At 46.6% G+C, this 23,128-nt stretch carries 24 protein-coding genes and 2 pseudogenes; 9 read left to right on the top strand and 17 right to left on the bottom strand.

The window, feature by feature from the left end:
* Positions 1–33: 33 nt before the first annotated feature.
* The gene (locus BBB58_RS07270) at positions 34–828 is read right to left on the bottom strand and encodes a DUF1444 family protein (RefSeq protein ID WP_074036470.1); all 795 of its coding nucleotides are present in this window, start codon (positions 826–828) and stop codon (positions 34–36) included.
* A 6-nt stretch (positions 829–834) separates the two neighbouring features.
* Positions 835–1,146: a thioredoxin family protein gene (locus BBB58_RS07265; RefSeq protein WP_074036468.1), complete on the bottom strand. Its 312-nt coding sequence runs from the start codon at positions 1,144–1,146 to the stop codon at positions 835–837.
* A 115-nt stretch (positions 1,147–1,261) separates the two neighbouring features.
* Between BBB58_RS07265 and BBB58_RS07260 the strand changes: the two genes are divergently transcribed.
* Positions 1,262–1,594: a hypothetical protein gene (locus BBB58_RS07260; RefSeq protein WP_012726760.1), complete on the top strand. Its 333-nt coding sequence runs from the start codon at positions 1,262–1,264 to the stop codon at positions 1,592–1,594.
* 34 nt (positions 1,595–1,628) lie between these two features.
* On the opposite strand, the gene BBB58_RS07255 is transcribed toward BBB58_RS07260, so the two are convergent.
* Together BBB58_RS07255 and BBB58_RS07250 are read right to left on the bottom strand one after the other, a co-directional pair.
* Entirely contained in the window at positions 1,629–2,645 is a 1,017-nt protein-coding gene (locus BBB58_RS07255) for a PTS sugar transporter subunit IIC (protein WP_074036466.1), read from the bottom strand.
* A 150-nt stretch (positions 2,646–2,795) separates the two neighbouring features.
* A complete protein-coding gene (locus tag BBB58_RS07250; RefSeq protein WP_074036464.1) occupies positions 2,796–3,869 on the bottom strand; it encodes a M42 family metallopeptidase in 1,074 nt (357 codons plus the stop codon).
* Between the two features lie 138 nt (positions 3,870–4,007).
* Here BBB58_RS07250 and BBB58_RS07245 point away from each other — a divergent pair, with 138 nt between their 5' ends.
* The 4 genes from BBB58_RS07245 to dhaM all read left to right on the top strand — a co-directional run bounded on the left by BBB58_RS07245 (position 4,008) and on the right by dhaM (position 6,361).
* Positions 4,008–4,310, top strand: a complete 303-nt coding sequence (locus BBB58_RS07245) for a PepSY domain-containing protein (protein WP_074036463.1) — start codon at positions 4,008–4,010, stop codon at positions 4,308–4,310.
* A gap of 102 nt (positions 4,311–4,412) precedes the next feature.
* Positions 4,413–5,390 (top strand): dihydroxyacetone kinase subunit DhaK, encoded by a 978-nt coding sequence (gene dhaK / locus BBB58_RS07240; RefSeq protein ID WP_074036462.1) that lies wholly within the window; start codon positions 4,413–4,415, stop codon positions 5,388–5,390.
* A gap of 22 nt (positions 5,391–5,412) precedes the next feature.
* Positions 5,413–6,000: a dihydroxyacetone kinase subunit DhaL gene (gene dhaL / locus BBB58_RS07235; RefSeq protein ID WP_074037900.1), complete on the top strand. Its 588-nt coding sequence runs from the start codon at positions 5,413–5,415 to the stop codon at positions 5,998–6,000.
* Between the two features lie 10 nt (positions 6,001–6,010).
* A complete protein-coding gene (dhaM, locus tag BBB58_RS07230) occupies positions 6,011–6,361 on the top strand; it encodes a dihydroxyacetone kinase phosphoryl donor subunit DhaM (RefSeq protein WP_256443656.1) in 351 nt (116 codons plus the stop codon).
* Between the two features lie 38 nt (positions 6,362–6,399).
* Here the strand turns inward: dhaM and BBB58_RS07225 are convergent, their stop codons facing one another.
* Together BBB58_RS07225 and trmB are read right to left on the bottom strand one after the other, a co-directional pair.
* Positions 6,400–6,909, bottom strand: a complete 510-nt coding sequence (locus BBB58_RS07225) for a hypothetical protein (protein ID WP_230872823.1) — start codon at positions 6,907–6,909, stop codon at positions 6,400–6,402.
* Positions 6,910–7,014: 105 nt separating this feature from the next.
* Positions 7,015–7,662, bottom strand: a pseudogene (trmB, locus tag BBB58_RS07220) (tRNA (guanosine(46)-N7)-methyltransferase TrmB).
* Positions 7,663–7,800: 138 nt separating this feature from the next.
* On the opposite strand from trmB, the gene BBB58_RS15660 reads away from it, so the two are divergent.
* Positions 7,801–7,911, top strand: a complete 111-nt coding sequence (locus BBB58_RS15660) for a hypothetical protein (protein ID WP_012726769.1) — start codon at positions 7,801–7,803, stop codon at positions 7,909–7,911.
* A gap of 35 nt (positions 7,912–7,946) precedes the next feature.
* On the opposite strand, the gene BBB58_RS07215 is transcribed toward BBB58_RS15660, so the two are convergent.
* The 6 genes from BBB58_RS07215 to pepV all read right to left on the bottom strand — a co-directional run bounded on the left by BBB58_RS07215 (position 7,947) and on the right by pepV (position 14,965).
* Positions 7,947–8,747 carry a phosphotransferase family protein gene (locus tag BBB58_RS07215; RefSeq protein WP_338082746.1) on the bottom strand — a complete coding sequence of 267 codons (801 nt, stop codon included), beginning with the start codon at positions 8,745–8,747 and terminating at the stop codon, positions 7,947–7,949.
* A 43-nt stretch (positions 8,748–8,790) separates the two neighbouring features.
* Positions 8,791–10,956: a type I pullulanase gene (gene pulA, locus BBB58_RS07210; RefSeq protein WP_074036459.1), complete on the bottom strand. Its 2,166-nt coding sequence runs from the start codon at positions 10,954–10,956 to the stop codon at positions 8,791–8,793.
* 19 nt (positions 10,957–10,975) lie between these two features.
* On the bottom strand, positions 10,976–11,815 hold the full coding sequence (locus tag BBB58_RS07205; protein WP_074036458.1) for an NERD domain-containing protein: 840 nt from the start codon (positions 11,813–11,815) through the stop codon (positions 10,976–10,978).
* A complete protein-coding gene (gene thpR / locus BBB58_RS07200) occupies positions 11,785–12,360 on the bottom strand; it encodes an RNA 2',3'-cyclic phosphodiesterase (RefSeq protein WP_074036457.1) in 576 nt (191 codons plus the stop codon). The genes BBB58_RS07205 and thpR overlap by 31 nt, the downstream gene beginning before the upstream one ends.
* Positions 12,361–12,365: 5 nt before the next feature.
* Positions 12,366–13,499, bottom strand: a complete 1,134-nt coding sequence (locus BBB58_RS07195) for an MFS transporter (RefSeq protein WP_074036456.1) — start codon at positions 13,497–13,499, stop codon at positions 12,366–12,368.
* A gap of 77 nt (positions 13,500–13,576) precedes the next feature.
* Positions 13,577–14,965 (bottom strand): dipeptidase PepV, encoded by a 1,389-nt coding sequence (gene pepV / locus BBB58_RS07190; protein ID WP_208606705.1) that lies wholly within the window; start codon positions 14,963–14,965, stop codon positions 13,577–13,579.
* Between the two features lie 308 nt (positions 14,966–15,273).
* On the opposite strand from pepV, the gene BBB58_RS07185 reads away from it, so the two are divergent.
* Positions 15,274–15,495 carry a DeoR family transcriptional regulator gene (locus BBB58_RS07185; RefSeq protein WP_012726776.1) on the top strand — a complete coding sequence of 74 codons (222 nt, stop codon included), beginning with the start codon at positions 15,274–15,276 and terminating at the stop codon, positions 15,493–15,495.
* A 103-nt stretch (positions 15,496–15,598) separates the two neighbouring features.
* Complete coding sequence (locus BBB58_RS07180; RefSeq protein ID WP_074036453.1) at positions 15,599–16,225, top strand: DUF3885 domain-containing protein; 627 nt, start codon at positions 15,599–15,601, stop codon at positions 16,223–16,225.
* Between the two features lie 64 nt (positions 16,226–16,289).
* Here BBB58_RS07180 and BBB58_RS07175 read toward each other — a convergent pair whose 3' ends face one another.
* Complete coding sequence (locus BBB58_RS07175) at positions 16,290–17,003, bottom strand: pseudouridine synthase (protein ID WP_084543058.1); 714 nt, start codon at positions 17,001–17,003, stop codon at positions 16,290–16,292.
* A complete protein-coding gene (locus BBB58_RS07170; protein WP_074036450.1) occupies positions 17,003–18,700 on the bottom strand; it encodes a putative polysaccharide biosynthesis protein in 1,698 nt (565 codons plus the stop codon). The genes BBB58_RS07175 and BBB58_RS07170 overlap by 1 nt, the downstream gene beginning before the upstream one ends.
* Before the next feature lie 143 nt (positions 18,701–18,843).
* Here BBB58_RS07170 and BBB58_RS07165 point away from each other — a divergent pair, with 143 nt between their 5' ends.
* Positions 18,844–20,109 (top strand): BaiN/RdsA family NAD(P)/FAD-dependent oxidoreductase, encoded by a 1,266-nt coding sequence (locus tag BBB58_RS07165; RefSeq protein WP_074036448.1) that lies wholly within the window; start codon positions 18,844–18,846, stop codon positions 20,107–20,109.
* Positions 20,110–20,214: 105 nt separating this feature from the next.
* Here the strand turns inward: BBB58_RS07165 and BBB58_RS07160 are convergent, their stop codons facing one another.
* From BBB58_RS07160 to BBB58_RS07150, 3 genes and pseudogenes are all read right to left on the bottom strand, one after another.
* A complete protein-coding gene (locus tag BBB58_RS07160; protein ID WP_244150704.1) occupies positions 20,215–21,051 on the bottom strand; it encodes a DUF2268 domain-containing putative Zn-dependent protease in 837 nt (278 codons plus the stop codon).
* 315 nt (positions 21,052–21,366) lie between these two features.
* A pseudogene (locus tag BBB58_RS07155) lies at positions 21,367–21,834 on the bottom strand (pyrophosphohydrolase domain-containing protein); the annotation flags it as partial.
* Between the two features lie 62 nt (positions 21,835–21,896).
* Positions 21,897–23,024: a hypothetical protein gene (locus BBB58_RS07150; RefSeq protein WP_244150702.1), complete on the bottom strand. Its 1,128-nt coding sequence runs from the start codon at positions 23,022–23,024 to the stop codon at positions 21,897–21,899.
* Positions 23,025–23,128 lie beyond the last annotated feature (104 nt).

Raw genomic sequence — 23,128 nt, 5'->3', positions numbered from 1 at the left:
TTCTTTCAAACTCATCTCACTTATTTTATCAGATTATGTGTTCGATGGCGGGGTCTTTTTTCCGACAATAAAAATCGGTTCAAGTTCCCCCGCCTCATAGTGAAAGGCGAGTGCAGTTATAGGAATCCGACCATTTGTGAAGAAATCAAACATCAATTGCTGCATCGCATCATACCCTTGGTCATTTCGAATGTCCGCAACGATCATCACATCCTGATGTGGGACACCGACGAGCATATCCCCTTCAATCCGTCGTTCTATCATCCGGAGAAACTCATCATTTAACACACGAGACGCCTCGTAGCCATCGCGAGTTGATAAGAAGTAGAAGGGATTCCCAGCCACTTCGTCTTGCTTCATCTCGGTCGGTAGTTTTTTCACATTCTCACGGGCGATTCGTTCGATGCGGTCGAGCGTCATCTCATCCGAAAGGTGCCGTTCTTCAATCAATCGATACCCGTTCCCGCGGAACAGCGCATAAAAAATAGCGGTCTCGGCCGTGTGCGGGGTGAATGCAAGTGTTTCTCCATTTTTTTTCGTCTTCGAGAAAGAGTTCGAACGAATGACCGGATAGATGGCATCTTCATTTCCCGTGAGGGAGATGTGATCATCCGCCTTCATCGCTGATTCGATATACTCGATGACTTCATCGACGGCAACCGTACCGCGTGTCTTAGCCTTTGCTACAATCGGCGCAAGGCGAATATTGACCCCAAAACGGTCAGATTTTCGTTCGACGCGCAGCACCTCATTCTCACGGTCGTAAGAAGTACGGTATTCCTCATTAAAATGCGATTCTAGATAACGTCTTAGCTCATTCCGTTCCATGAAGACTCACCCTAATCCGTTCAAGAAAGCTTCAACCTGTTCCGGCGTCTTCCGTTCACGACCGACGTAGCGATCAACCTCTTTGCCATTTTCAAACGCAACAAAGCTTGGGATGCCAAAAACATCAAGTTCTTGCGCAAGTTCCATGAACTCGTCACGATCGACGTAATAGAACGTCCATGCTTCAAATTTCTTTTCGATTTCTGGCATGAATGGGTCAAGGAATCGGCAATCCCCACACCATGTCGCTGAAAACATAAGGACACTTTTTTCTTCTTTTGCTTCCATATATTCTGCCATTGTGGATAGTCGTTTCATGATTATCACTCCTGTTCGTTTTTTCCTCACTTATAATAGCATAAGTCAAGTCACACATTCTGCTCTGCTGTTTGTTATAATCAAAGCCGAAACTAGTTGAAACAGGTGAAGCTGAATGAAATTAACACGCGAAACGTTAAACCCTGAAATGAAGCACCCTCTTGAACAGATGGTCGGTGTTTTTGGAATGCTTGCCATTTTGCGATACGGCTATTTGTTTATTGACACCGATAAAACGAGACTAGAGATCTTGATTTGGCTCGTTGTCGGTTTCGCCGTCATTTATGTGCTCGAAAAATATCTCAAGAAATTGGCACGTCACTTACCCATCGTTCGAAAGCGTTTCTTGATCCCCATTTACGTGATTGTGCTCATGTTATTCTTAATCAGTTTCCGCGTCCCTCGTGAGACGGTTGAGTCCGTGAAAATGTGGTTCGGAATTGGATGAAAAAGAGCAACGTTCCTCGAAACGTTGCTCTTCTTTAGTAATCAATTTTTAAATCATTCGGTTGAATCCGACCGGTTCTTCGCAAGACTGCGTATACCGCGTAGCTCAATAGAGCTGGTCCGATTATGAGGAAACCAATGACGACGAGAAAGGTGTACCAAGTAAAGCCCATTGTTTCGAGCATGACGATTGGACCGACAAGCCCACTTGTTCCCATGCCCGCCCCCGCAGCGACACTTTCCAGTTCAAACAACAGAATCGCGATTGGTGCCAATACAGCACCGGCCATTGTCGGCGGAAGGAGAATCCAAGGGTTTTTCACAATGTTCCCGACTTGAAGCATCGAGGTGCCAATCCCTTGAGCAATCGCCCCACCGACTCCGTTATCACGATAACTCGTGATGGCAAACCCGATCATCTGAGCCGCACAACCGACAGTCGCTGCACCAGCGGCAATCCCATTCAAACCGAGCATCAATGCGATGGCAGCACTTGAAATCGGTGCCGTTAACGCAAGTCCCATCAATGTCGCGACGACCACTCCCATGAACAACGGCTGTTGCTCCGTCCCCCATTCAATCCAACCACCGAGTTGCGTCATGAATAGGCCGACATACTTGCCGATATACGTTGCTGTGAGATAGCCTACGGCAATCGTAGTGAACGGCGTCACTAGAATATCTAGCTTCGTCGATTTAGAGACGAGTTTTGAGACTTCGACCGAAAGAATTGTCGCAACGTAGCTTCCTGCCGGGCCGAACTCATATCCAAATGCCCCGACAACGATCGCAGAAAACAAAATGAGCGGTGGCGCCTCTAGCGCATAGGCGATGGCAATCCCGATTGCCGGTCCGGTCAAGCTCATGGCAACATCCCCGATTTGAATCAATGTGGCACTCATCCCTGTGAATGTCGTCCCTTCGAGCTGACCTCCGATTGTTTTCATGATCAGACCGATGATTAATGTACTAAACAAACCTAGTGCCATATAACTTAGCGCGGTCACAAAATAAAGCGACGGGCTCAATGAGATTCCTTTTTTCTTGAACATAACATATCCTCCTTACCCTTATACAAGTGTCTTGTCATAAGTAATATACATGTATAAACACCTTTATCAGTATAAGACGTTTTCATGAAATAGCAAGAACATCCACAAAAAAACCGTTCACTCATCTTTCGAGTGAACGGAATGTTTGACTTAACGAGATGGACGTAGCGTTTCAAGTGTCGAACGATCAAGTCGCTTGACTAACGCTTTGAGTAACGCTTTTGCTGCATCATAGTCATCTGTATGAAGAATTGAAGCATGTGTATGGATATAACGAGATGCGACGCCAATGACGGCTGTCGGCACCCCTTCTCCGCTCATGTGCACGCGCCCCGCATCGGTACCGCCTGGTGAGACGAAATATTGTGTTTTAATGTTTTCGTCTGAAGCCGTATCGAGTAAGAAATCACGCATTTCAGGAGACATGATCATGACGCGATCTAGAATTCGAATCAAAGCTCCCTCACCGAGCTGACCGAACTCCGTTTTACTCCCTGAGGCATCATTTGCCGGTGAAGCATCGAGTACGAGTGCCACATCTGGCTGAATCAATTCAGATGCCGTCTGCGCTCCACGTAGTCCGACTTCTTCTTGTACGGTAGCACCCGAGAACAAGATGTTCGGGTGATCGGCTTTTGTCGTTTCCTCCAACAATTCAATCGCAAGACCGACGCCATAACGGTTGTCCCAAGCTTTGGCCATAATCTTTTTCGGGTGATGAAGTGGGGTGAATGCGCTCGATGGGACAGCAGGGACCCCTGGACGTACACCCCATGACTCTGCTTCTTCTTTAGAATCTGCTCCGATGTCGATAAACATCTGCTTGATGTCCATCGGCTTACTCATCGCATCTGGTCCTAACAAATGAGGCGGTGTCGAAGCGACGACACCCGGGATTTTACCGTTCGACGTGATGATGTCGAAGCGTTGTGCCATGAGCACTTGGCTCCACCAGCCACCGAGTGGTTGTATGTAAAGCATGCCGTTCTCGGTAATCCGTGTCACCATAAAAGCGACCTCATCCATATGTCCGGCTACCATGACTTTCGGTCCCGACTCATCTCCGACACGTTTCCCAAAAATTGATCCGATGCCATCCGTGACAATCTCATCTGAATGGGGTTCAATTCGTCCACGTACAAATTGACGAACTTCAGACTCGAACCCAGGAGCTCCTGGAAGTTCTGTTAGCGTCTTAAATAAATCTCTCGTCTTCTGATCCATCTTTCATCATCCTTTCCTAACCGTTCTTGTCTCATTATATACAAAAGTTTTGACAGGATGCGAATGCTTTTCATTCCATTCGGGTACAGGTTTTGGTACGATGTACATGATAGCCATAGTTCAAGGGGAGGTAATCATATGAAAAAAAGGTATTGGTTTATTGGAATCGGGGTTGCCGTCATTGCCGAACTTATGACGAAAAAAGCTTTAGATGAACGTAGCTTATCTGCAGAAAACGCGTTAGAGTACACAAAACGTGCTTTCTCAGCAAAAGGTCATGTCCAAGGGGCATGGATTTCTGCATCACCGGAGATCTACACATACGACGGCCGTGAATACGACGTCTACAAAGGTGGCATCTCGGTTCTTGAGAACGATGAAGAGAAAACATATGAGTTTACAGTCGACTCTGAGACTGGCGCATTACTCGAATATGCATGATACGAAACCGACGAATGATTCGTCGGTTTTTTTGTTTAGTTCCCTTGAAAGAGTGGAAAATTGAAATTGGTAGTTTTCAATTTAAAAAAGGAGTGATCTCGCGTGAAGAAGCTAATCGGTGAAGCAAGTGAACTCGTATCGCAAATGGTTGAAGGGATGGTCCATGCCCATCCTGAAGTGTATGGTCGAGTCGACGGTGTGAATGTCATCTGTCGGGCTGACGGAGCGAAGTCTGGAAAAGTCGGTCTCGTCTCTGGAGGCGGTAGTGGTCACGAGCCAGCACACGCCGGATATGTCGGGGACGGTATGCTCGATGCGGCAGTTTGTGGGGAAGTGTTCACTTCTCCTACTCCGGACATGGTGCTTGAAGGAATCAAAGCAGCTGACGGTGGAAACGGCGTTCTCTTGATTGTGAAAAACTATTCCGGCGACGTGATGAACTTTGAGCTCGCCGCAGAACTGGCCGAAGGAGACGGCATCAAAGTCGACCACGTCGTCGTCGCAGATGACGTCGCCATTTCGAACAAAGAAGATCGCAGAGGGGTTGCCGGAACCGTCTTCGTCCATAAAATCGCGGGAGCTGCCGCTGCTAGCGGGAAGTCACTCGAAGAAGTCAAATCCATCGCCGAGAAAGTAGCGTCTCACGTTCGCTCCATGGGGATGGCAGTCGAACCTTGTTATATGCCGGTGAGCGGTAAACCTGGGTTCGACTTGAACGAGGAAGAGATGGAGATTGGCATCGGGATTCACGGGGAACGAGGTGTTGAACGGAAACCGACGAGTGATGTCGACCAAATCGTCGACGACCTCCTAAGTCACCTGAAAAAAGAAGTCGAGCCAGGAGAAGTTGCCGTCATGGTGAATGGAATGGGTGGAACGCCACTATCTGAGCTGTATGTGACGTATCATTTCGTTGCAGAAAAACTTGAAGCTGCTGGATATACCCTCAAACGAAAGTATGTCGGTAACTACATGACTTCACTCGAGATGCATGGGTTCTCCATCACGTTACTCCCTCTCGATGATGAGATGACGACGTATCTGGACGCTCCTTCAGCAGCACTCGGATTCAAAATTTAATAAATGAGGTGTTTGGTTTATGTTGACGATTGATCGGATGAAGCAGGCGTTACGCGACGCACAAGTTGGCATCGAAGAGCAAAAGGATACGTTGACCGATTTAGACCGGGCCATCGGCGACGGTGACCATGGGATCAACATGTCTCGTGGTTTTGATGCGGTCTCTACAATTTTAGATGAGGATTATGATTCTCTTGGAGCACTTAGTAAAAAGGTCGGGATGACCCTCATGTCGAAAGTCGGCGGTGCGGCCGGACCTTTATACGGTTCAGCTTTCGTGAAGATGGCAAACAAGTTCGGGGATGCGACCGAAGCGGACTTTGGCTTACTCAAGGAGGCACTTCAGGAAGGTTCGAATTCTATCAAAGCACGAGGGAAATCGAAAAAAAGCCAAAAAACGATGGTCGACGTGTGGGACCCGTTCCTCGAACAAGTCCAACAAGGGGAAGATTATAAACAGAAATTAGACGCACTTGTCCAAAAAACAGAAGATATGGTGGCCACGAAAGGAAGAGCCTCTTATTTCGGAGAAAACTCTCGCGGAACCGTTGATCCGGGTGCCCTTTCTAGCTCAATCCTTTTGGCCGCGATTATGAAGGAGGTCGATTGACATCGTTGAATTGATCATCGTCTCGCACAGCGAAAAAATTGCGGAAGGCATCCAAGATTTGATGAAGGAAATGGCACCGTCCGTGCCCATTCATCTAGCTGGTGGCCTTGAGGATGGCGCTATCGGAACGGACGTGAATCGCATCTTATCAGCGCTCGATCAGGTCGAAGGAGAAGCACTTCTCCTCAGTGATATCGGATCGGCGACAATGAATGCGGAACTCGCCATCGATATGTACGAAGGTGACAAACATGTCGAATTTTTCGATGGTCCAATTGTCGAGAGTGCCTTCATCGCCTCCGTTTCTTCAGGAAATGGGATGTCACTAACTGATATCGTCGGACAGTTAAAACAACAGTAAAAAGTACCCCGTTCTCTTGAACGGGGTACTTTCATGTCTTATCTTGGGTTGTCATTCTTTTCATATACGGCATTCATATATGAACTTGTTGAATAGAAACGTGGTACAACCAAGAACAAAATGAGTGCTGGAATCGCAATCAATAGAAGCAAGACCAATACCGGTAACCAATAGACGATCTGTTGACCGAGCATGTCGATGTTCGCGTCCGCAAACTCTGAGGCTCCTTCTACTTCTACGAGATCCGCTGATGTAAGAATCTTGTTGTCTGTCGCATCAAAGTAATGGTACTCGGTTTTACGTGTGATGAAGATCCCATCACGAATCGTATCGAGCTCTACGACAGCCGCGATGACTTCGTTGCCGTTTGAATGGCGAAGCGTCTCTTCTTTGATGATTTCAGCTGTTCCTTCTTTATAGTCGTAATGCGTTGCTTTCAAATCCTCTTCGAGAGCGTCTAAGAACGCTTCGTTCGCTGAGGTATTCATTGGTGCGATTGTTAGAATGAAGATTACTGCAAGCAGGCTTGCCCATGCTTTTTTCAACATCCCCATGTTCCCCCTTCTCTTATTCCAGTTTAGCGTCATTCCTATTGTACCAAAAAGAAAGAAAAAAGTGTGAAGAAAATACTAATAAAATAAGAAAAAAGCGTGTCAATTTTTCGGACGGAATACGGCTTCCATTCGGTAAATCGGCTGACCGAGCGCACTAAAGCGCTCTTCATACTCTGTTCGAATATTATCTTCTGGTTCATTGACATGTAAATCTAGTGAAATTTCTGTGAAGAACATCCCGTATTGACTCATACTCTGAAGCGAATATTCAAACAATCCACGGTTGTCCGTCTTGAAATGAATCTCTCCTGCTTTCGGAAGAATCGCCTAATATGTCGCCAAAAACGTCTTATACGTTAGACGTCGTTTTGCATGTCGTGTCTTTGGCCACGGATCGGAGAAGTTTAAGTATACGCGATCGACTTCCCCCGCTTCAAAGTAGTCGACGAGTCGTTTCGCATCGACCGTCAATACTCTCACGTTCGGCATCGGGGTTTCGACTAATTTTTGTACGATGGAAACGGCTACGCTCTCAAACAACTCGATCGCAATGAAGTTCACATCCGGGTGTTGTTTCGCCATCCCTAAAATAAATTGTCCTTTTCCTGAACCGACCTCGATAAAGAGCGGGTGGTCATTCCCGAATTCAGTGCTCCAGTTACCTTTCAACTGTTCAGGATGTTGAATAAATACATGTTCTTGAGCTTCCATATATTCTTTTGCCCAAGGCTTATGTCGTAAACGCATGAAAATCCTACCTTTCGTTCATCAAATGTTCAAGTTTAATGGGAATATGCACGTTACGGACGAGCAGTCCTCTTGCGATTATACACGAAATCATAGTTTAATGAACGTGAATCATCCTTCACAAGGAGGTTAAATACAATGAGTACTTTAGATCAGTTCCTTATTTTTTATGCAGCTCCACTGACGTTTTTTGCTGGTGTCATCGCAACGTTCGTTTGGGCTTACTTTATGAATCCAGATGACATATAACACATTCAAAAAGGGGTGGCGAACAGCCATCCCTTTTAATTGATTCGTTCGTACGCCTCGTCCATCAGCTCACGTAATACATGAAATCCTTCAGTTCGCGCAGAGTCATTCTCTTCCCCATAGATTGTCAAAATCGTCTGGGCGATTGCATACCAATGCATTCGATTATGGAGCTCACTCGAGACACGTACCCCGTAATGAGAGAACCAGCGCTCCCACTCCACTTCATCCATATAGCTATATACAACCATCGCCAAATCGAACGCGCGGTCTGCAATGATCGCATCATCCCAATCCGTCAAGTAGAGTAGGCCGCTCTCATCCTCAATCCAATTATTATGGTTTAAATCAGAATGACAGACGACGAATTCTTGCTCGTCGACTTTTGGCAAATGGTGTTTTAGCCATTGAATGGCTTCTCCGATGATTGGGTCTGTTTCATCTTGTTCATATGCCTCACACTGACGGAGCAACAAGTGCGGCGTCACCGGTGTGTGGTTCAGCTGTTGCAACATGAATAATAGCTCTTTCGAGTTATGAATCTTTCCGAGTTGCGCCGCGACATCAGGTCGTTTCATATCTTCTGGTGAAAGTTCGCGGCCTTCGATAAATTGTTGGGCGCTTAACACGTCCCCATTAAACATTCGCTTTGTCCAAAGAAGCTTTGGTACGATTCCTTCCGCTGAAAAGATCGCCAAAAACGGAGAAGAATTTCGTTTGACAAAAATCTTCTGTTGGCGCGTCGTCGCTACATACGCTTCGCCCGTAATGCCTCCGGCTGAAGCGACTGTCCACTCTTTCCCGAGCGCACCGACTATATCTGAATACATATTCATCACGCTCAAATCTTACTTGAATTAAAGAGATACAATCAACATCTTAACACGCGAGAATCGTCATTGACAACGACTCGACTTGAATGTGTGTTGGGTTTCGTGCGAGCGGAACGAGACTCGCCGTTTCTCCTTGAACGTATACGTTCCATTTCGCATCGCTCTCGAATGAAAGCGAGTCGAACGTACCGTTCACATAGACGCGTACCCGTTGCCACGCATCATAAGAATGACTGGCCGTCAATTCATAGATAATGACGCCAGGAGGCGATGGGAGAAACGTGAAATGGTCAATGACTTCTTGTCTGGAATCATACCGGAAACATGTATGGAGTCGCCGTAACTTCAAGAGCGTCTTCACATACTCGATGTCTTTGATTCGTGTGTCACGAAGATCCCAATCAAAATGATTGATGTGATCGGGTGAATTATAGCTATTTTCGACACCCTGTTTCGTCCGCCCAAACTCTTGACCGGCATGGATGAACGGGATGCCTTGGGATGTGATGACGACCGCATTAGCAAGACGTTGCATGGCAAGACGAGTCGTTTCATCGACTCCTTCACAAGACAACATTAACTTGTCATAGATCGTATAGTTGTCGTGAGCTTCGGCATAATTGATGGAATAAGTCGGACTCGGGAAACGACCGACCGTTACGTTCGGAATGTGGACGGCTCCAGTAAGACATTCTCGAAGTTCCCACTCTCGCCACTCATTCCCGGAGATGAATCCACGTTCCCTGTCATTAAACGTCGACCCCTTCAACGCATCTCGAATCATATCGTTGAAATGTCCGATGCGAGGCATGCGTGCAGCATTTTGTGACGTCGCCTTCAATGACTGTCCAAGCGGTGTCGCCAAGTCCCACCCTTCTCCATAGACGAGAATTGAGGGATCAACCTTATCGAGCGCGGCCCGTACTTGATTCATCGTTTCGACATCATGAATCCCCATTAAATCGAAGCGGAACCCATCCACTTGATAGGTTGTTGCGAAATACGTCACGAAGTCGACAATCATACGTCGCATCATATAGCGTTCTGACGCCGTGTCATTCCCGACACCGGTTCCGTTCGCTATCGTCCCGTCGTGCTCGTATCGAAAATAATAGTATGGTACGAGCGCTTCAAGTGGGGATTGTTCTCGAATATAAATATGATTCATCACGACGTCTGTAACGACTCGAAGACCAGCTTGATGCAAGTCAGAGACGAGTGTCGCATATTCGAACACACGACTCATCGGCACATCCGGTCTTGAGGCATAACTTCCTTCAAGTCCGAACCAATGAATCGGATCATAGCCCCAGTTGTACGGCATACGCGTTGTCTCATCGACACTTCCAAAATCATGGACAGGAAGCAACTGGACATGAGTCACGCCAAGTTCTTTTAAATAGTCGAGTCCGGCACTATTGCCTTCCTTCGTCCGAACTCCTTTTTCAGATACCCCACCGTATAGTCCTTTCAATTGACTCATCGATGAGGGATGGCTTGTAAAATCCCGGATGTGCAGTTCATAGATGACGGCATCCGTTGCCTTCCATAAAGGCGGGCGCGCGGCTCGTTCGACCTGTTTATTGACAAATCGTGAGACATCTTGTAGTACGCCATACTCACCGTTCAAACTGACGGCTCGCGCATAAGGATCGACGACTTGCCTCGTATCGACCGGTGTTTTCACTTCTAAGCGATAAAACATACCTTGGAACGCTTGTGGTATTTCACCACTCCATTCCCCGCGTGCGCCGCGGTTCATGTGAAATCGCTCAATTTCTCTGTGATTCGTATCATCATGCACTGTAATCCACATGGATAAAGCAACCGGAGACCATACAGTCACTTCCATTCCGTGCGGCGTAAACGATACGCCGAGTGGGCCATCATATGAGAAACGACGTTCGAATTCCTCTGATCGGACGATTTCTCGTGGTACGACAACCGTCGTCTTATGACCCGGATGGCAGACGGTGTACAACGTTTCTAAAGAGATTGGTTCGTTTAAACGTAGGATTTGTTCGATCTTCCCGGATTCCGTCACAAACTGTTGCTCGACGAGATAGTCGACTGGGCGTCCATTCTGTTCGATTTGTACTGGAACGGATTCATATTCGCGCACAATCTCAAGTTGTATGGTCTCAAATGATACGAAAGACGCGCTCTCGATGGTCACATGTGAGGCGGTCTTTTGATCTGGTGTGTGATGCATATGCGTCCCTTCCTCTCAATCACTGATCCATGAATTGACGAAACGGCAACTTGGCAGTCACTTCTAATATGGTAGCAACGTCACGAATCTGCTGTGCTTTTACAATCGGTGCACGACCGTTCACTTGTTTCATCCATTCCGTATATTCATTACGACCGATATATTGGGTCGATCGAACACTTGGAACGTTATCAAAATATCCATTTGTCGCAATGACGACTTTTTGTAGCACGCCCGCATAATGCGGTAGAACTTGACGAATCAGTTCCTCTGTCCGTGTCAATGCAATCAGCGGGTTCACTACACGGGTATTTTCCCCTTTCAGCGGTTGATGAACCCATGTCTTCTCTTTCGATATGTGATAGATGCTTCGATCGCCTTCAAGCCATTCTACGATATAAAGGTGCGTCGGTCCGACGATGACATGACTCAATTCAACCATCGCACCATTCCATTCGATGACCGGTCGATACAAGAAAAAGTGTCGTTCGTTCCAATCGGTGCGCATCACACGATAAGCGAAGTCACGAATAAACGCCAGATGCGGTAAATCTGTCTCAAGCACCCCTTCACAAGCGAATTGAAGCTTTTGGATATGCCGGCGCTCTCGTAACAACTTTTGATATTGTGATTCAGAGAGCGGCTTCGGCTCCAATTCGATTCGTTCCGTCTTCGCCCAAAACTTCCACCACGGTCGGTCAATTTCGAGCACTTCGACCGGGTTTAAGCGATTGTTTTCATGAAGGCGCTGTAGACGTGCCGTATCGGATTCCACATATTCCAAATAACGATTATATTGATCTAATAAATCACGTTCATATTTTGAGATTACGTCAAAAATTTTAACCGGGATTGCCATATATCCTCCTCTGGCCGTCTTAGCGGAAATACGTCTACTGCTCGGTAAGCAGGTGTATGAGTCGGCTGTACTTCATATAAAATTAATTCTTCTACTGATTCCGTCGCGTGAAATTCAGGGGGGACGTATGGGACACGCTCCCCTTCGCCCCATTTTTTAGCGAGCGTCACGTGAGGGACAAACGACTTCCGGTCCAATCTTGGAATCACATCAACTAGTTCATGGCGGAGGGTATGCGCCAACCGTTGAAGGGGTTCGGAGTCATCCGGAACGATGGTCAAAACGCGGGGCCGATCTGGTCGCCCAAAATGGTCGATGGCTCGAAACTCCAACGTGAATAGTAATGTTTTCTCACAAATTCTACGCGTGATTTCTTTTACTTCGTCTAATTCATCCCCATCCACGCTTCCTAAAAATTGCACTGTCATATGGAACTCTTCCGGTCGATAGATTCTTCGATACGAATAATAAGGTAAGATGGTTTGCTGTACGTCAACCAATTCAGTCGCTTCAATGGGAATCGCAATAAAGTAATGCGTACTCATCTCATTCATCCTTTCAGGTTGCGACGTGACATTCCGATCCAAATCAACGCTCCTAGTGCCGTGACGATGGTATACATCCAAAACACGCCTAAAATATCGTCAAGTTCAATGATTTTACCACTCAGCATATTAAATCCAGCTGTCGCGAGCCCGGACGTCAATGCCATATATACCCCGATGGCCGTCGAGGAAACTTGCCGATCGACGAGCGTCCGAACGAATTGAAGTGCGACGGGAATCAAAAGTCCGACGACGAGACCTTGTGCAATCGCGAGGAGCCACACGACCCAAATCGGTGGTTCTAACGCAAGTACCCCGTTCCGAACTGCCGAGATGATAGCGGCCCCGACAAGAACGCTGACGTTTCCATAGCGTTCAACCAATTGGGACGCCACTTTCATAAACGGGATTTCAAATAACACTGCCACGAGGAATAGCGTTCCGACCAACGTCGTCGAGCCACCGCTGTTTGTCACGTAAAGGCCGAAATAATAGTTATTCGCGTAAATCGGTCCGAAGACGAGCATCCCACCACATAAGAAGAACACAAAGCGTTTGTTCCAAACAGCCGTCCATGAGAGCGGCGCCAACGTCACATCACGAATCGAACTTTTCTCAGGAATCATTCGAACAAATACGCTGCCAAGTATTAGTAAAACAGCGCTCAACACGAATGTACTAGCTAGTCCCCACGTGCTATCAGAGATTCGTCCCATTGCAAAGACGGCAATGGCAAATCCCGCTGATCCAAAGAGTCGAATTGCACCGTAATCAACTTTCGACCGCGTCGTATAGTCGAGTGTCATCATGTCCACAAGCGGGATGTGAGCACATTGGAAAACGGACCAAATCACCATAAGTATGACAATCCAAATGTAAGAGGTCGCCACTAAAAACGTGAGAGAAATGAGTGCGGCGCTTAGCATCGCCAAAATCAACCAGGCACGGACTCTCCCCGTCCGGTCGGTCAACATCCCCCACAATGGTTGCACGCCGATGGATAGAATCGGTAAGATGGCCACCACAATCCCGACTTGGCTAGGTGTCAACCCAAACTTAGTTTGTGAAAAGTATAAGGTCATATAAGGGATCAATGCCCCTTGCGCGAAGAATATCGCGACGTATACAGACTGAAACAATCTTTTTTGTTAATCCAATGATAACTTCCTTCCTAAAGGACAGAGAGCCGACTATACCAGCCAGCTCTCCTTGTTTCTTATTTAGCGAGCTCGTAAATGGCCTCAGCATAGATTGCCGCGGCACGTAATAAATCTTCTATCTCCATATATTCATCGACCTGATGCGCCACATCTTTAGCACCTGGGAACAATGCACCAAATGCGACACCTGCCTCGAGCGAACGTGCATACGTTCCGCCTCCGATGGCCATCAAGTTTGCATGTTCTCCCGTTTGACGCTCGTACACGCCTGCTAGTGTCTTCACGAGTGGGTGATCTTCTGCCACATGATGAGGCGGCATATGTTGACGGGTCTTCAACTCGAACCCAAATGACAAAGCGATTTCACGTAGGTTTTGTAACCGTTCTTCGAATTTGGCCGTATACGGATAGCGAATGTTGACCGTCGCCGTACGCTCTTCTTCATTGTATCGGAAGACGCCGCCATTAATCGTCAAGTCGCCCGTCTCATCGCTCGCTTCAATCCCAAGCGAAATCCCACGAGAATCGGCGAATACGTGACGAACGAATTCAACATAGCGCTCGCCTTGAATATCAAGTGGAAGATGTAACAAGAATCCAGCGAGGACGTAGGCCGCGTTGATCCCGTTATCCGGTTCCATCGCGTGCGCCGCTTTTCCTTTCATCGTAAACGTATATGTGCCACGGTCGTATTCACACGTTCCGTCCGCTTCATATTTTTCGAGATAGGCCTCGAACTTCTCCTCGAGTACCTCATCCGTCTTCAATTCGGCTTTCGCGAAGTCCGGCACCATATTCGGACGCTCCCCACTCGTGAATGACACGAGATGGTAGGCAGAACCTGGTACACGTTGAATCGGTAATTGAGTCAACACACCATCATACAACCCTTTTTCAGCATTGATGATCGGGAAATCCGCATCTGGCGCAAATCCATACGTCGGCATTTGTTCTTGTTTGAAATACTCGCGGACACAGCGCCATTCGCTCTCTTCATCACAACCTGCAATCAAACGGACCCGCTTTGAAAGTGGTAGCCCGAGCTCTTTGACAATTCGTAGCCCGTAGTATGCAGCCATAGATGGCCCTTTATCATCGTTACTTCCGCGTGCCACAATTTTCCCATCAGTCGTGATGGTCGGGTTGAACGCGCCATACGTCCATCCATCCCCTGCTGGGACGACGTCAAGGTGACATAGGATGCCGACGATTTCCTCCCCGTCTCCATATTCCAAATGTCCCGCGTAACCTCCGACATCTTTTGTTTTAAATCCATCTCGCTCACCGATTTCAAACATGTAGTCAAGCGCTTGACGAACCTCCGGACCAAACGGCATGTTCGGCGCAGCTTTCGATTCATCGAGTACGCTAGGGATTTGAAGTAACCCTTTCAAATCTTCTAAAAATGCGTCTTTGCGATTGTCGACTTCCTGTCTCCAATTCATGTTCATCTCCCCTTTTGCGAATGTTCTCTCCCTTACTAGTATATCTAAATGTATGAAAGACGAACATTCATTTAGAAAAGTTTTTTTTTTTTGTGTTTCAGCTTCTTTTCAATGTAAAAATATAATCTTCATTCGATATTTACGTTCATAATCAAATCTTTACAAACAGATTGTTCGTGCTTTCCACTTGCATTTTTGCTCAAGAGCGGTATACTAAAGGTGTAATTTTAGAAAATAACAATTTTATATTTCATTTTGTCGTCTGTAGGTATGGTTTATCATTATTCTACACATTGGGAGGTTATCCAATGAAAGGCTCAACAGATCGGATGTTAACGCGCATCAAGTCCATTTATTTGTTCATCAATGAAAGGGAATCCGTTACCACTTCAGAACTAGTAGAAGAGTTCGGCATCACGTCACGTACCGTGCAACGTGATTTGAACGTACTTGAGTACAATAACCTTGTGGAGAGCCCTAGCCGTGGCACGTGGACTTCATCAAAACGTTCACTCAAGACGGCAAACTGAATTGTATATGTATATTCAAGAGACCTGGCGTTCAGGTCTCTTTTTTATGAATGAAGGTTTTGTGGTTTTAGATTGTATCAATTGCTTAAGATGAGGTGATGATGTGAAAGAAGAAATAATGAAGTACATAGAGGACAATTTCCCAAACCTATCTGGAGAAGTCCATCTAAGATTCGAACTTGGCGAACCGTATAAAAACGGAACGGATGAGAGAATAGAGCAAGTTGTAAACAGAGTGACTACATTGTTCGAGGAAGTGTTTCAATCTGATGATTACATCCATATCTTTATCAAGGATTGGAACGAAACAGAGGACATCATGTTCGGGAATACCACTCCCGAATATTTGTATAGTTTATTCATGAAACAACAGATTGAAGAAGAAACGTTATTTGAATTAAATGAAGATATTGACGAAATAACAGGGGAATTTATAGAAATCAAACATGAATATAAAGCAAAATTTGTATCCTCGCAGATCAAGTCAATCTCTTACGAGAAAATCCTTAGAGGTATAGGAAATTACGAGCAAGGAAGAGAACCTTCAATTGGACAAGCTGTTTACTTTATTAGCACCGAAAAGAACATCGTGTTTCATATGTACGATGATCGAGGTTGTATCATAAGTTCAAATGAAGTTGAACCACTTGTTCCTTTGTATCACAGATATAACGACTGGTTGGTTGACTCTTGGCGTGATGATTTTGATGCCATTTTCAAAAAGATATAATCGAAAAACAGAGCTTTTTATACAAAAAGAGAATCCGTCCCATCAGACAGATTCTCTCATCTTCTTATGATTGAAGAAACAGTCGAACTTCTTCTTCCGTCAACTCACGATATGCCCCGAGCTCAAGCGTCTCATCGAGTTCTAACTTTCCGATTTGAACACGCTCCAATCGTTCGACATGTTTGCCGACCGCCGCGACCATTCGTTTCACTTGGTGATATTTCCCCTCAGACAACGTGAGGCGAATGACCGACCGACGTCCGCTCTTGCTCAGTATTTCAAGACGGGCCGGCTTCGTCGTATATCCGTCCTCTAACTCGACCCCATTCGCGAACGTCTTGATATCCTCTACTGTCATCTCCCCGTCGACCTCGGCGATATATACTTTGTCGACGTGCTTGCGAGGTGACATGAGCGCATGATTGAACGCGCCATCGTTCGTGATGAGGAGCAGTCCCGTCGTATCCTTATCGAGACGACCGACCGGGAAGAGGTCATAATGGGCATACTCTGGATCAATCAACTCGATGACTGTCGTCTCGACTTGATCTTCAGTCGCACTGATGACCCCTTCCGGCTTGTTCATCATGAAATAGATGTAGGGACGATACTCAACCACTTCCCCGAACACCGTGACTTTCTCTGATGCTGGGTCGACGTGCCGTTTCGCATCTTTTACAGGTGTCTCATCGACTCGCACTGCCCCTTGTTTCAATAAGATTTTTACATCTTTTCGTGAACCATATCCCATGTTCGATAGCAATTTATCAATTCGCATTATCCGTTCCTCCGATATTCAAAGCGTTTCCCTAGTAATTTCCCTGCGAGATGGCTCCGCCACCCGAGGTATCCATATACGAGAACGCCGATTGTCACTCCCACGATTGTCGCAAAAATGTCGTTCCCCCAACTCGCCTCATCATTCATTGTAACGAGAAGAGAGAGGAAGACGGCAGCGAACATCGCCCCACCCATCAAGAACATCAAGATGGTGCGACGAAGCAGTTGCTTATACGGGAAGTGGAGCGTTCGTTGAATCATCCATACCATGAGAATAATGGCCACGATGTATCCAGCGATGGTCGCGTACCCGGCTCCGATTCCGCCGAGCCAATAGACGAGCGGTACGTTCAATGCAAGTTTCGTCAACAGTCCCATCGATGTGGCAAAGATGGTGAAGTATTGACGGTTGATCCCTTGGAGGATCGCAGCCGCGACCGAGTAATAGGCCAAGAAGAATGCACTTGGTGCGTAGTGGAACAAGTATACCCATCCTTCACGGTCACCCGGGAACAAGGTGCCAAACAATGGCTCCGCAAGTGCTACGAGACCAATGACCGCAGGAATCGTTACGAAGAACGAGACTTGGAAAATATGGTTTACTTGATTTCGAACTTTTTGCATGTCCCCCGTCGTGAACGAACGAGTCACAAGCGGGATCGTCGCCATCGATACACTCGCCGCGACAGAGACTGGAATCAACACAATTTTATGGGCGTTCCCGGTCAAAAAGCCATACGCCGACGTTGCTTCAGAAACGGTCGCACCCGTACTGAGCAACGTATTGACCATCGTCAATTGGTCAATCAATTGATAGAGAGGGGTCGATACCCCGACCATCACGATTGGAATCGAATAGCTAAGCAATTCGAGCAACAACGATTTCATCGAGCGGACCGGTGTGCCCGCCGGATTCTCTGTCTGACGATGAATGTCCTTTCGACGTTTCCAATACATGATGAGCACGGCGAAACTACCGATTGCCCCGATGAACGCACTGAACGTCGCAATCGTGACGGCAATGACTTTCAATCCGTTCAATTCAGTCGTTTCAACAGATTGCGTCCCTCCGAGGGCATTGGCAATCGGTTGAATGAAGTTTGAATCCGCAAAGACGAACAAGACGAGCATCGTTCCACTGAGAAGGAACAGGATGCGTACAATCTGTTCGACGACTTGTGAGATTGCCGTCGGAGCCATATCTTGATGTCCCTGGAAATAACCGCGTACCATACTCATCGCCGGGATGAGCAGTAACGCAAAACTGACGCTTCGTGTCACGAGGGTGAGCGAGTCAATGTATTGCTGATTGTTCTCCGAGTTTCGGACCATCAGTTCGGATAGCCATGGTGCCGCAAAAAAGAGTAATAAAAAAGCGACGACACCGGTCGCAAGCATCAGCTTCATCCCTTGTCGGAACAGTCGTTGACTCGTCCCGTATTCTCCTAGTGCATTATATTTTGCGATAAATTTCGAAACGGCGACGGGGATCCCTGCCGTCGAAATGGAGATCATGATCGCATAATACGTATATGCCGCTTGATATAATGTCACTCCGGCAATCCCGACCATCGCTTGGAACGGGAACGTGTACAATAGTCCTAACATTCGGGAAATCAAGTTTCCCGCTGATAAAAGAAGCGTTCCTTTGACGAAGGAGGCTCTTCCAGAATCTTGTTTGGCGCTTGATGACATGAGGTACCTCCATCTATAAATCAACTATTTCAATGAATTCGGTTTTACAAAACAACCGCTTCTCATTATACTCTTACTGTTACGGATAATAAAGTTACGATAATTTTACTAATCATATAGATGAAGAAATGAGGAGATTATCTATGAAAGATGTCATCGTCATCGGTGGAGGGCCGAGCGGACTCATGGCAACGTATGCTGCGGCAAAAAGTGGTGCATCGACCTTGCTGATTGATAAAGGCTCGAAACTCGGTCGAAAATTAGCCATTTCAGGTGGAGGACGTTGTAACGTCACGAACCGAAAACCAATCGATGAATTGATTCAATTCATCCCCGGGAACGGTCGCTTTTTATACAGCGCCCTCGCCCAGTTCGACAACCAATCCATCATCGACCTTTTCACTGGATTCGGGATTCCGCTAAAAGAGGAAGACAACGGACGAATGTTCCCAGTGACAGATAAAGCACAGGACGTGGTCAACACGTTGCTTCGGGCGATTGAAGACCTCGGCGAAGAGATTCGAAAAAAAGCTGAAGTCAAAACGCTACATTTTAATGAAGAAAACGAGTTTCACGCTGTCGAGTTGATGGACGGCGAAATGATTGAAGCGAAAGCATGCGTTGTTGCGGTCGGCGGACAGTCCGTCCCACACACCGGTTCGACCGGAGACGGCTATCCATGGGCACAGAAGGCAGGACACACGATCACCGAACTCTTCCCGACAGAGGTGCCAATCACATTGAATGACGCGTTCATCGGAACGAAACAACTTCAAGGATTATCGTTACGGGACGTCGCTTTGACAATGCACGGCAAAAAAGGGAAGGCGATCAAGACGCATCAGGGAGACATGATTTTTACCCATTTCGGGATTTCAGGTCCAATCGCGCTCCGTTGCAGTCAGTACACAATCAAAGAACGGAAACGCAGCAAAGAGCAAATCGTCCTCTTGTCACTCGACTTCTTCCCAGACACGTCACGAGATGAGCTCGTTCAGGAACTGTGGAACCAAGTGCAGAGCCAACCGAAGCGTGCCGTTAAAAACGTATGGAAAGGCTATATCCCCGAGCGACTTCTTGACTTGTTGCTCGAAGAACTCGCATTTGGAGAAGAAGACGCGAGTCAGTTGAAGAAGCAATCCGTCATCGATTTCGCAACACGTTTGAAAATGTTCGAAATGCACGCTGTCGGGACACTCGACTTTGATAAGGCGTTCGTCACAGGTGGTGGCGTTTCGGTTAAAGAAGTTGCACCACAGACGATGATGTCAAAGAAGGCACCAGGTCTCTTCTTTGCCGGTGAAGTGCTCGACATTCATGGATACACAGGCGGTTACAACATCACGGCCGCTTTCACGACAGGACATTGCGCTGGATCGCATGCAGCCGAACTGGCGACAGAGCAGTAAAGGGTTCGGTCAAACGCATCGTCTGCGTTCTATCATGATCACTAAACAATTAAAAGGTTTGATCCTGTCTCATTCAGGGTCAAGCCTTTTAACATTCTTTTCAACTTAATTTTCCAATTCCATCACATCTCGATACTTGTATTTTTCTAAAATCTCATGATCTTCTTTGAAGGTCCATTCGGGAATCGACAGTTCTGGGTGCGCCGTCAAATAGTCATGGAGCACATCCTTCCCTAGAATATAGTTACTCCAACGTGGCATCTCTTTTTGATGATTACCGACTACAAAATCGGTGAAGGACGTTTCATAATCATTCACTCGACTCGCAATATGTTTCATGGTCGCTTCATCAACGTCTACATACCACGGTGGCGTTATCCCTTTGACAATGCGGTCGGCAAACGCATCCGCTTTCCCTTCGATAATCACTGACTCGAGAATCGAACTCAGGTTATATTCGTTTTGATCACGAAGGATCAGGTGATGGTATTCATGAGCCGTCGAATGGGCTAACACACCTTCGTCAAAATCTGTATCGAGAAACAAGATGAATGCGTCTTTGTATGCTGCTGCGCCTACACCTTTCAACGGTTCACTATCGTAGAAGAATTCAGGATTATACGGTGCAATAAACACTGTGCTCTTCTTTTTGGGGAGAATTTGATTTGAATCTGCATATGTCGATGCAATAATCTCTTTAATCTCGTCATGCTGCTCGATTAATTTATCTAACTGTTTCATCAATTGTTGCTTATGAGGAGTCGGCTTTAGATTAAAATCAGTTTTTAATATAGATGTATCGATTTTTTCTTCCTTTCCGACTTCCCCTATGTAATCCAATACATATTTTTTTTTGTTTTGTTTATTTTCCTCCGCATCAGTTGTTTCAAGGGATGCGTTCAAATATTGTTGGTATTGGGTATAGAGTGGGACGATTGTCAATTCATTCTCTTCATTAATTTTTATCGTTTCGATTGAAACGTCAGGCTCTGATTTTTTTGATTCTAACTCTTTTTCATTCTCACTACATGCTGTTAATAGAAGTGCTGAACTACAACATAGAATACCGAATAGCTTTTTCAGTTAAATGACCTCCATATCAATGATCAATATACCTCATTCGCTTACTTATGTTAAATTATACCATTAATTACTCCCATAACCTTTCCAATCCCATCTAATATCAGCATGTCATCACGAACATCACAACAAAAAACGACTCGAACCCACTCTAATGAGGGCTCAAGCCGTTTATGGTTATTCTTTCCCTGCGATTTGACGACGCACTTCTTTTTCGAGCTCCGGCTCGGGCGGCATCCATCCTTCAGGTTTCATGACTTTATTGTCTGACTCGCGTAAGATCGGCTTCCCGTCCGGTCCAAGTTTCGCCATATTGGCGCGCTGGACGATTTCAAACAACGGAACGGGGTCGAGCCCGAGTTCAACGAAACTGCCCATCACAAAGTATAACGCATCCGTCAATGCATCCCCTTGTCCGACGAGGCGTTCCACATCATCCGACGGAGGTGCGTCTTGCAACGATTTTTGAACCGCCTTTTGGAATCCTACTTGGAATTGCTCGATGGCTTGTAAAAACTCTTCTTCCGATTGCGATGATTGATGCAAAAACTCGACGACCGCTTCCTCTGCCGTCCACACCGATCGTTTTGTCGCACGATCAAGCGTCAACGGTTGCGGCGATTTCGCTCCTGGATGTCCAAATGTCTCGTGGAATTGTTACACTTCTTCAAAAAAGTAACGCTTGCTCATCTGTCATTCCCCCATGATCAGTCCACAGATACGAAGGCATCTAAATCGAATACTTCCGGGTGGACGATTGCAAAGATTTCATTGTCTTGTAAAAACATACCGGTCGAATCATACACACGAGGCGTCACCATCTGACCGTTGATGGTCCCTTCTTCTGGGTTGACCGTATAGAGAACGAGCTCCTCAGAGTCGAGCACGTAGACGCGTCCTTGCCTCTCGACTAGCCCAACTCCTTCGAACCGTTCGAATTTTTGCTGGATGGAAGCACTCATCCCGTCAGCAGATAATGCTTGTCGTGAATCAAGCATCCATTCGGTCTCGGGCTCTTGTTTCTCTTCTTCCGCTTCTTGTTCGTTCGACTCATTGTCAGGCGAGTCTTCAGTTGCAGCCGTTTCGCTCGAGGCATCGTCATTCGTCGAGACGTTTTCTATCGTTGAATCTTCCGATGATTCTTCTGTTTCTTGAGTATTCGTGTCAGCGTCAGTCGACGTTTCTGATGATTTGTCATCGGCCGGAGTCTCCGGTTCGATCTCCCGTTCTTCGACATAAAGGAGCTCAAGGTCCGGGGTATCCGCCAATCGGTTCATCATGAACAGCCGTTTCGTTTCCCGGTCATACCCAAGACCAAAGATTCGGTCTTCCGACACGAGTCCTTTGATTTGTTTACGTGGCCGCTCGACCCAGCGTCCTTCTTCTCGCTCGATTGTAATGAGCGTACCGTTCGCTGTCACCGCATACACAAGATTTTCTTCGACCATGCGCATCCCGATAAAGTCATCGAGGCGCTGTTTGCCTGAATTCTCAAGTTGGAGCACAGAGTTGACGCGCGTCCCGTTTAAGCTCACTTCAAAAAATTCAGCTTGTTCGGTTAAGACCAAATACGCCCCGATCGTGTCACTGTAATACACTTCATCGATTTGACTGATTTGTTCGAGGGCATCGGTCGTATCGATATCTTCATCATCCTGCGCAGCTTCCACGGGTGGAAGTGAGGCCGTTTGATGACTCGTTTGAATATCAATTTTTTCAAATGTCGAGGCGACCTGTCGTTGAATCTCTTCAAATGAAAAGACAAAAACATAACAAAGGATCACACCGACCACGACAGCACATAATGTCGTGTATAGCACATAAGAACGTTTCATGGACATGTCGTCCCCTTCTACTTCAGTATCGCCCTTTAGTGTATCAAAACCGTCCATAAAAGAAAATGACCTCACTAAAAAGAAAAGAATGTGCGACAATGTCA

The organism is Exiguobacterium profundum (genome assembly GCF_001909285.1).
Classification (GTDB): domain Bacteria; phylum Bacillota; class Bacilli; order Exiguobacteriales; family Exiguobacteriaceae; genus Exiguobacterium; species Exiguobacterium profundum.
This window is presented reverse-complemented; position numbering and strand designations above follow the sequence as displayed.

Coding starts and splice junctions, on each gene's coding strand:
- BBB58_RS07270 (WP_074036470.1), bottom strand. CDS start 828: ATGGAACGGAATGAGCTAAGACGTTATCTAGAATCGCATTTTAATGAG.
- BBB58_RS07265 (WP_074036468.1), bottom strand. CDS start 1,146: ATGAAACGACTATCCACAATGGCAGAATATATGGAAGCAAAAGAAGAA.
- BBB58_RS07260 (WP_012726760.1), top strand. CDS start 1,262: ATGAAATTAACACGCGAAACGTTAAACCCTGAAATGAAGCACCCTCTT.
- BBB58_RS07255 (WP_074036466.1), bottom strand. CDS start 2,645: ATGTTCAAGAAAAAAGGAATCTCATTGAGCCCGTCGCTTTATTTTGTG.
- BBB58_RS07250 (WP_074036464.1), bottom strand. CDS start 3,869: ATGGATCAGAAGACGAGAGATTTATTTAAGACGCTAACAGAACTTCCA.
- BBB58_RS07245 (WP_074036463.1), top strand. CDS start 4,008: ATGAAAAAAAGGTATTGGTTTATTGGAATCGGGGTTGCCGTCATTGCC.
- BBB58_RS07225 (WP_230872823.1), bottom strand. CDS start 6,909: ATGTTGAAAAAAGCATGGGCAAGCCTGCTTGCAGTAATCTTCATTCTA.
- BBB58_RS15660 (WP_012726769.1), top strand. CDS start 7,801: ATGAGTACTTTAGATCAGTTCCTTATTTTTTATGCAGCTCCACTGACG.
- BBB58_RS07215 (WP_338082746.1), bottom strand. CDS start 8,747: ATGAATATGTATTCAGATATAGTCGGTGCGCTCGGGAAAGAGTGGACA.
- pulA (WP_074036459.1), bottom strand. CDS start 10,956: ATGCATCACACACCAGATCAAAAGACCGCCTCACATGTGACCATCGAG.
- BBB58_RS07205 (WP_074036458.1), bottom strand. CDS start 11,815: ATGGCAATCCCGGTTAAAATTTTTGACGTAATCTCAAAATATGAACGT.
- thpR (WP_074036457.1), bottom strand. CDS start 12,360: ATGAGTACGCATTACTTTATTGCGATTCCCATTGAAGCGACTGAATTG.
- pepV (WP_208606705.1), bottom strand. CDS start 14,965: ATGAATTGGAGACAGGAAGTCGACAATCGCAAAGACGCATTTTTAGAA.
- BBB58_RS07185 (WP_012726776.1), top strand. CDS start 15,274: ATGAAAGGCTCAACAGATCGGATGTTAACGCGCATCAAGTCCATTTAT.
- BBB58_RS07175 (WP_084543058.1), bottom strand. CDS start 17,003: ATGCGAATTGATAAATTGCTATCGAACATGGGATATGGTTCACGAAAA.
- BBB58_RS07170 (WP_074036450.1), bottom strand. CDS start 18,700: ATGTCATCAAGCGCCAAACAAGATTCTGGAAGAGCCTCCTTCGTCAAA.
- BBB58_RS07165 (WP_074036448.1), top strand. CDS start 18,844: ATGAAAGATGTCATCGTCATCGGTGGAGGGCCGAGCGGACTCATGGCA.
- BBB58_RS07150 (WP_244150702.1), bottom strand. CDS start 23,024: ATGAAACGTTCTTATGTGCTATACACGACATTATGTGCTGTCGTGGTC.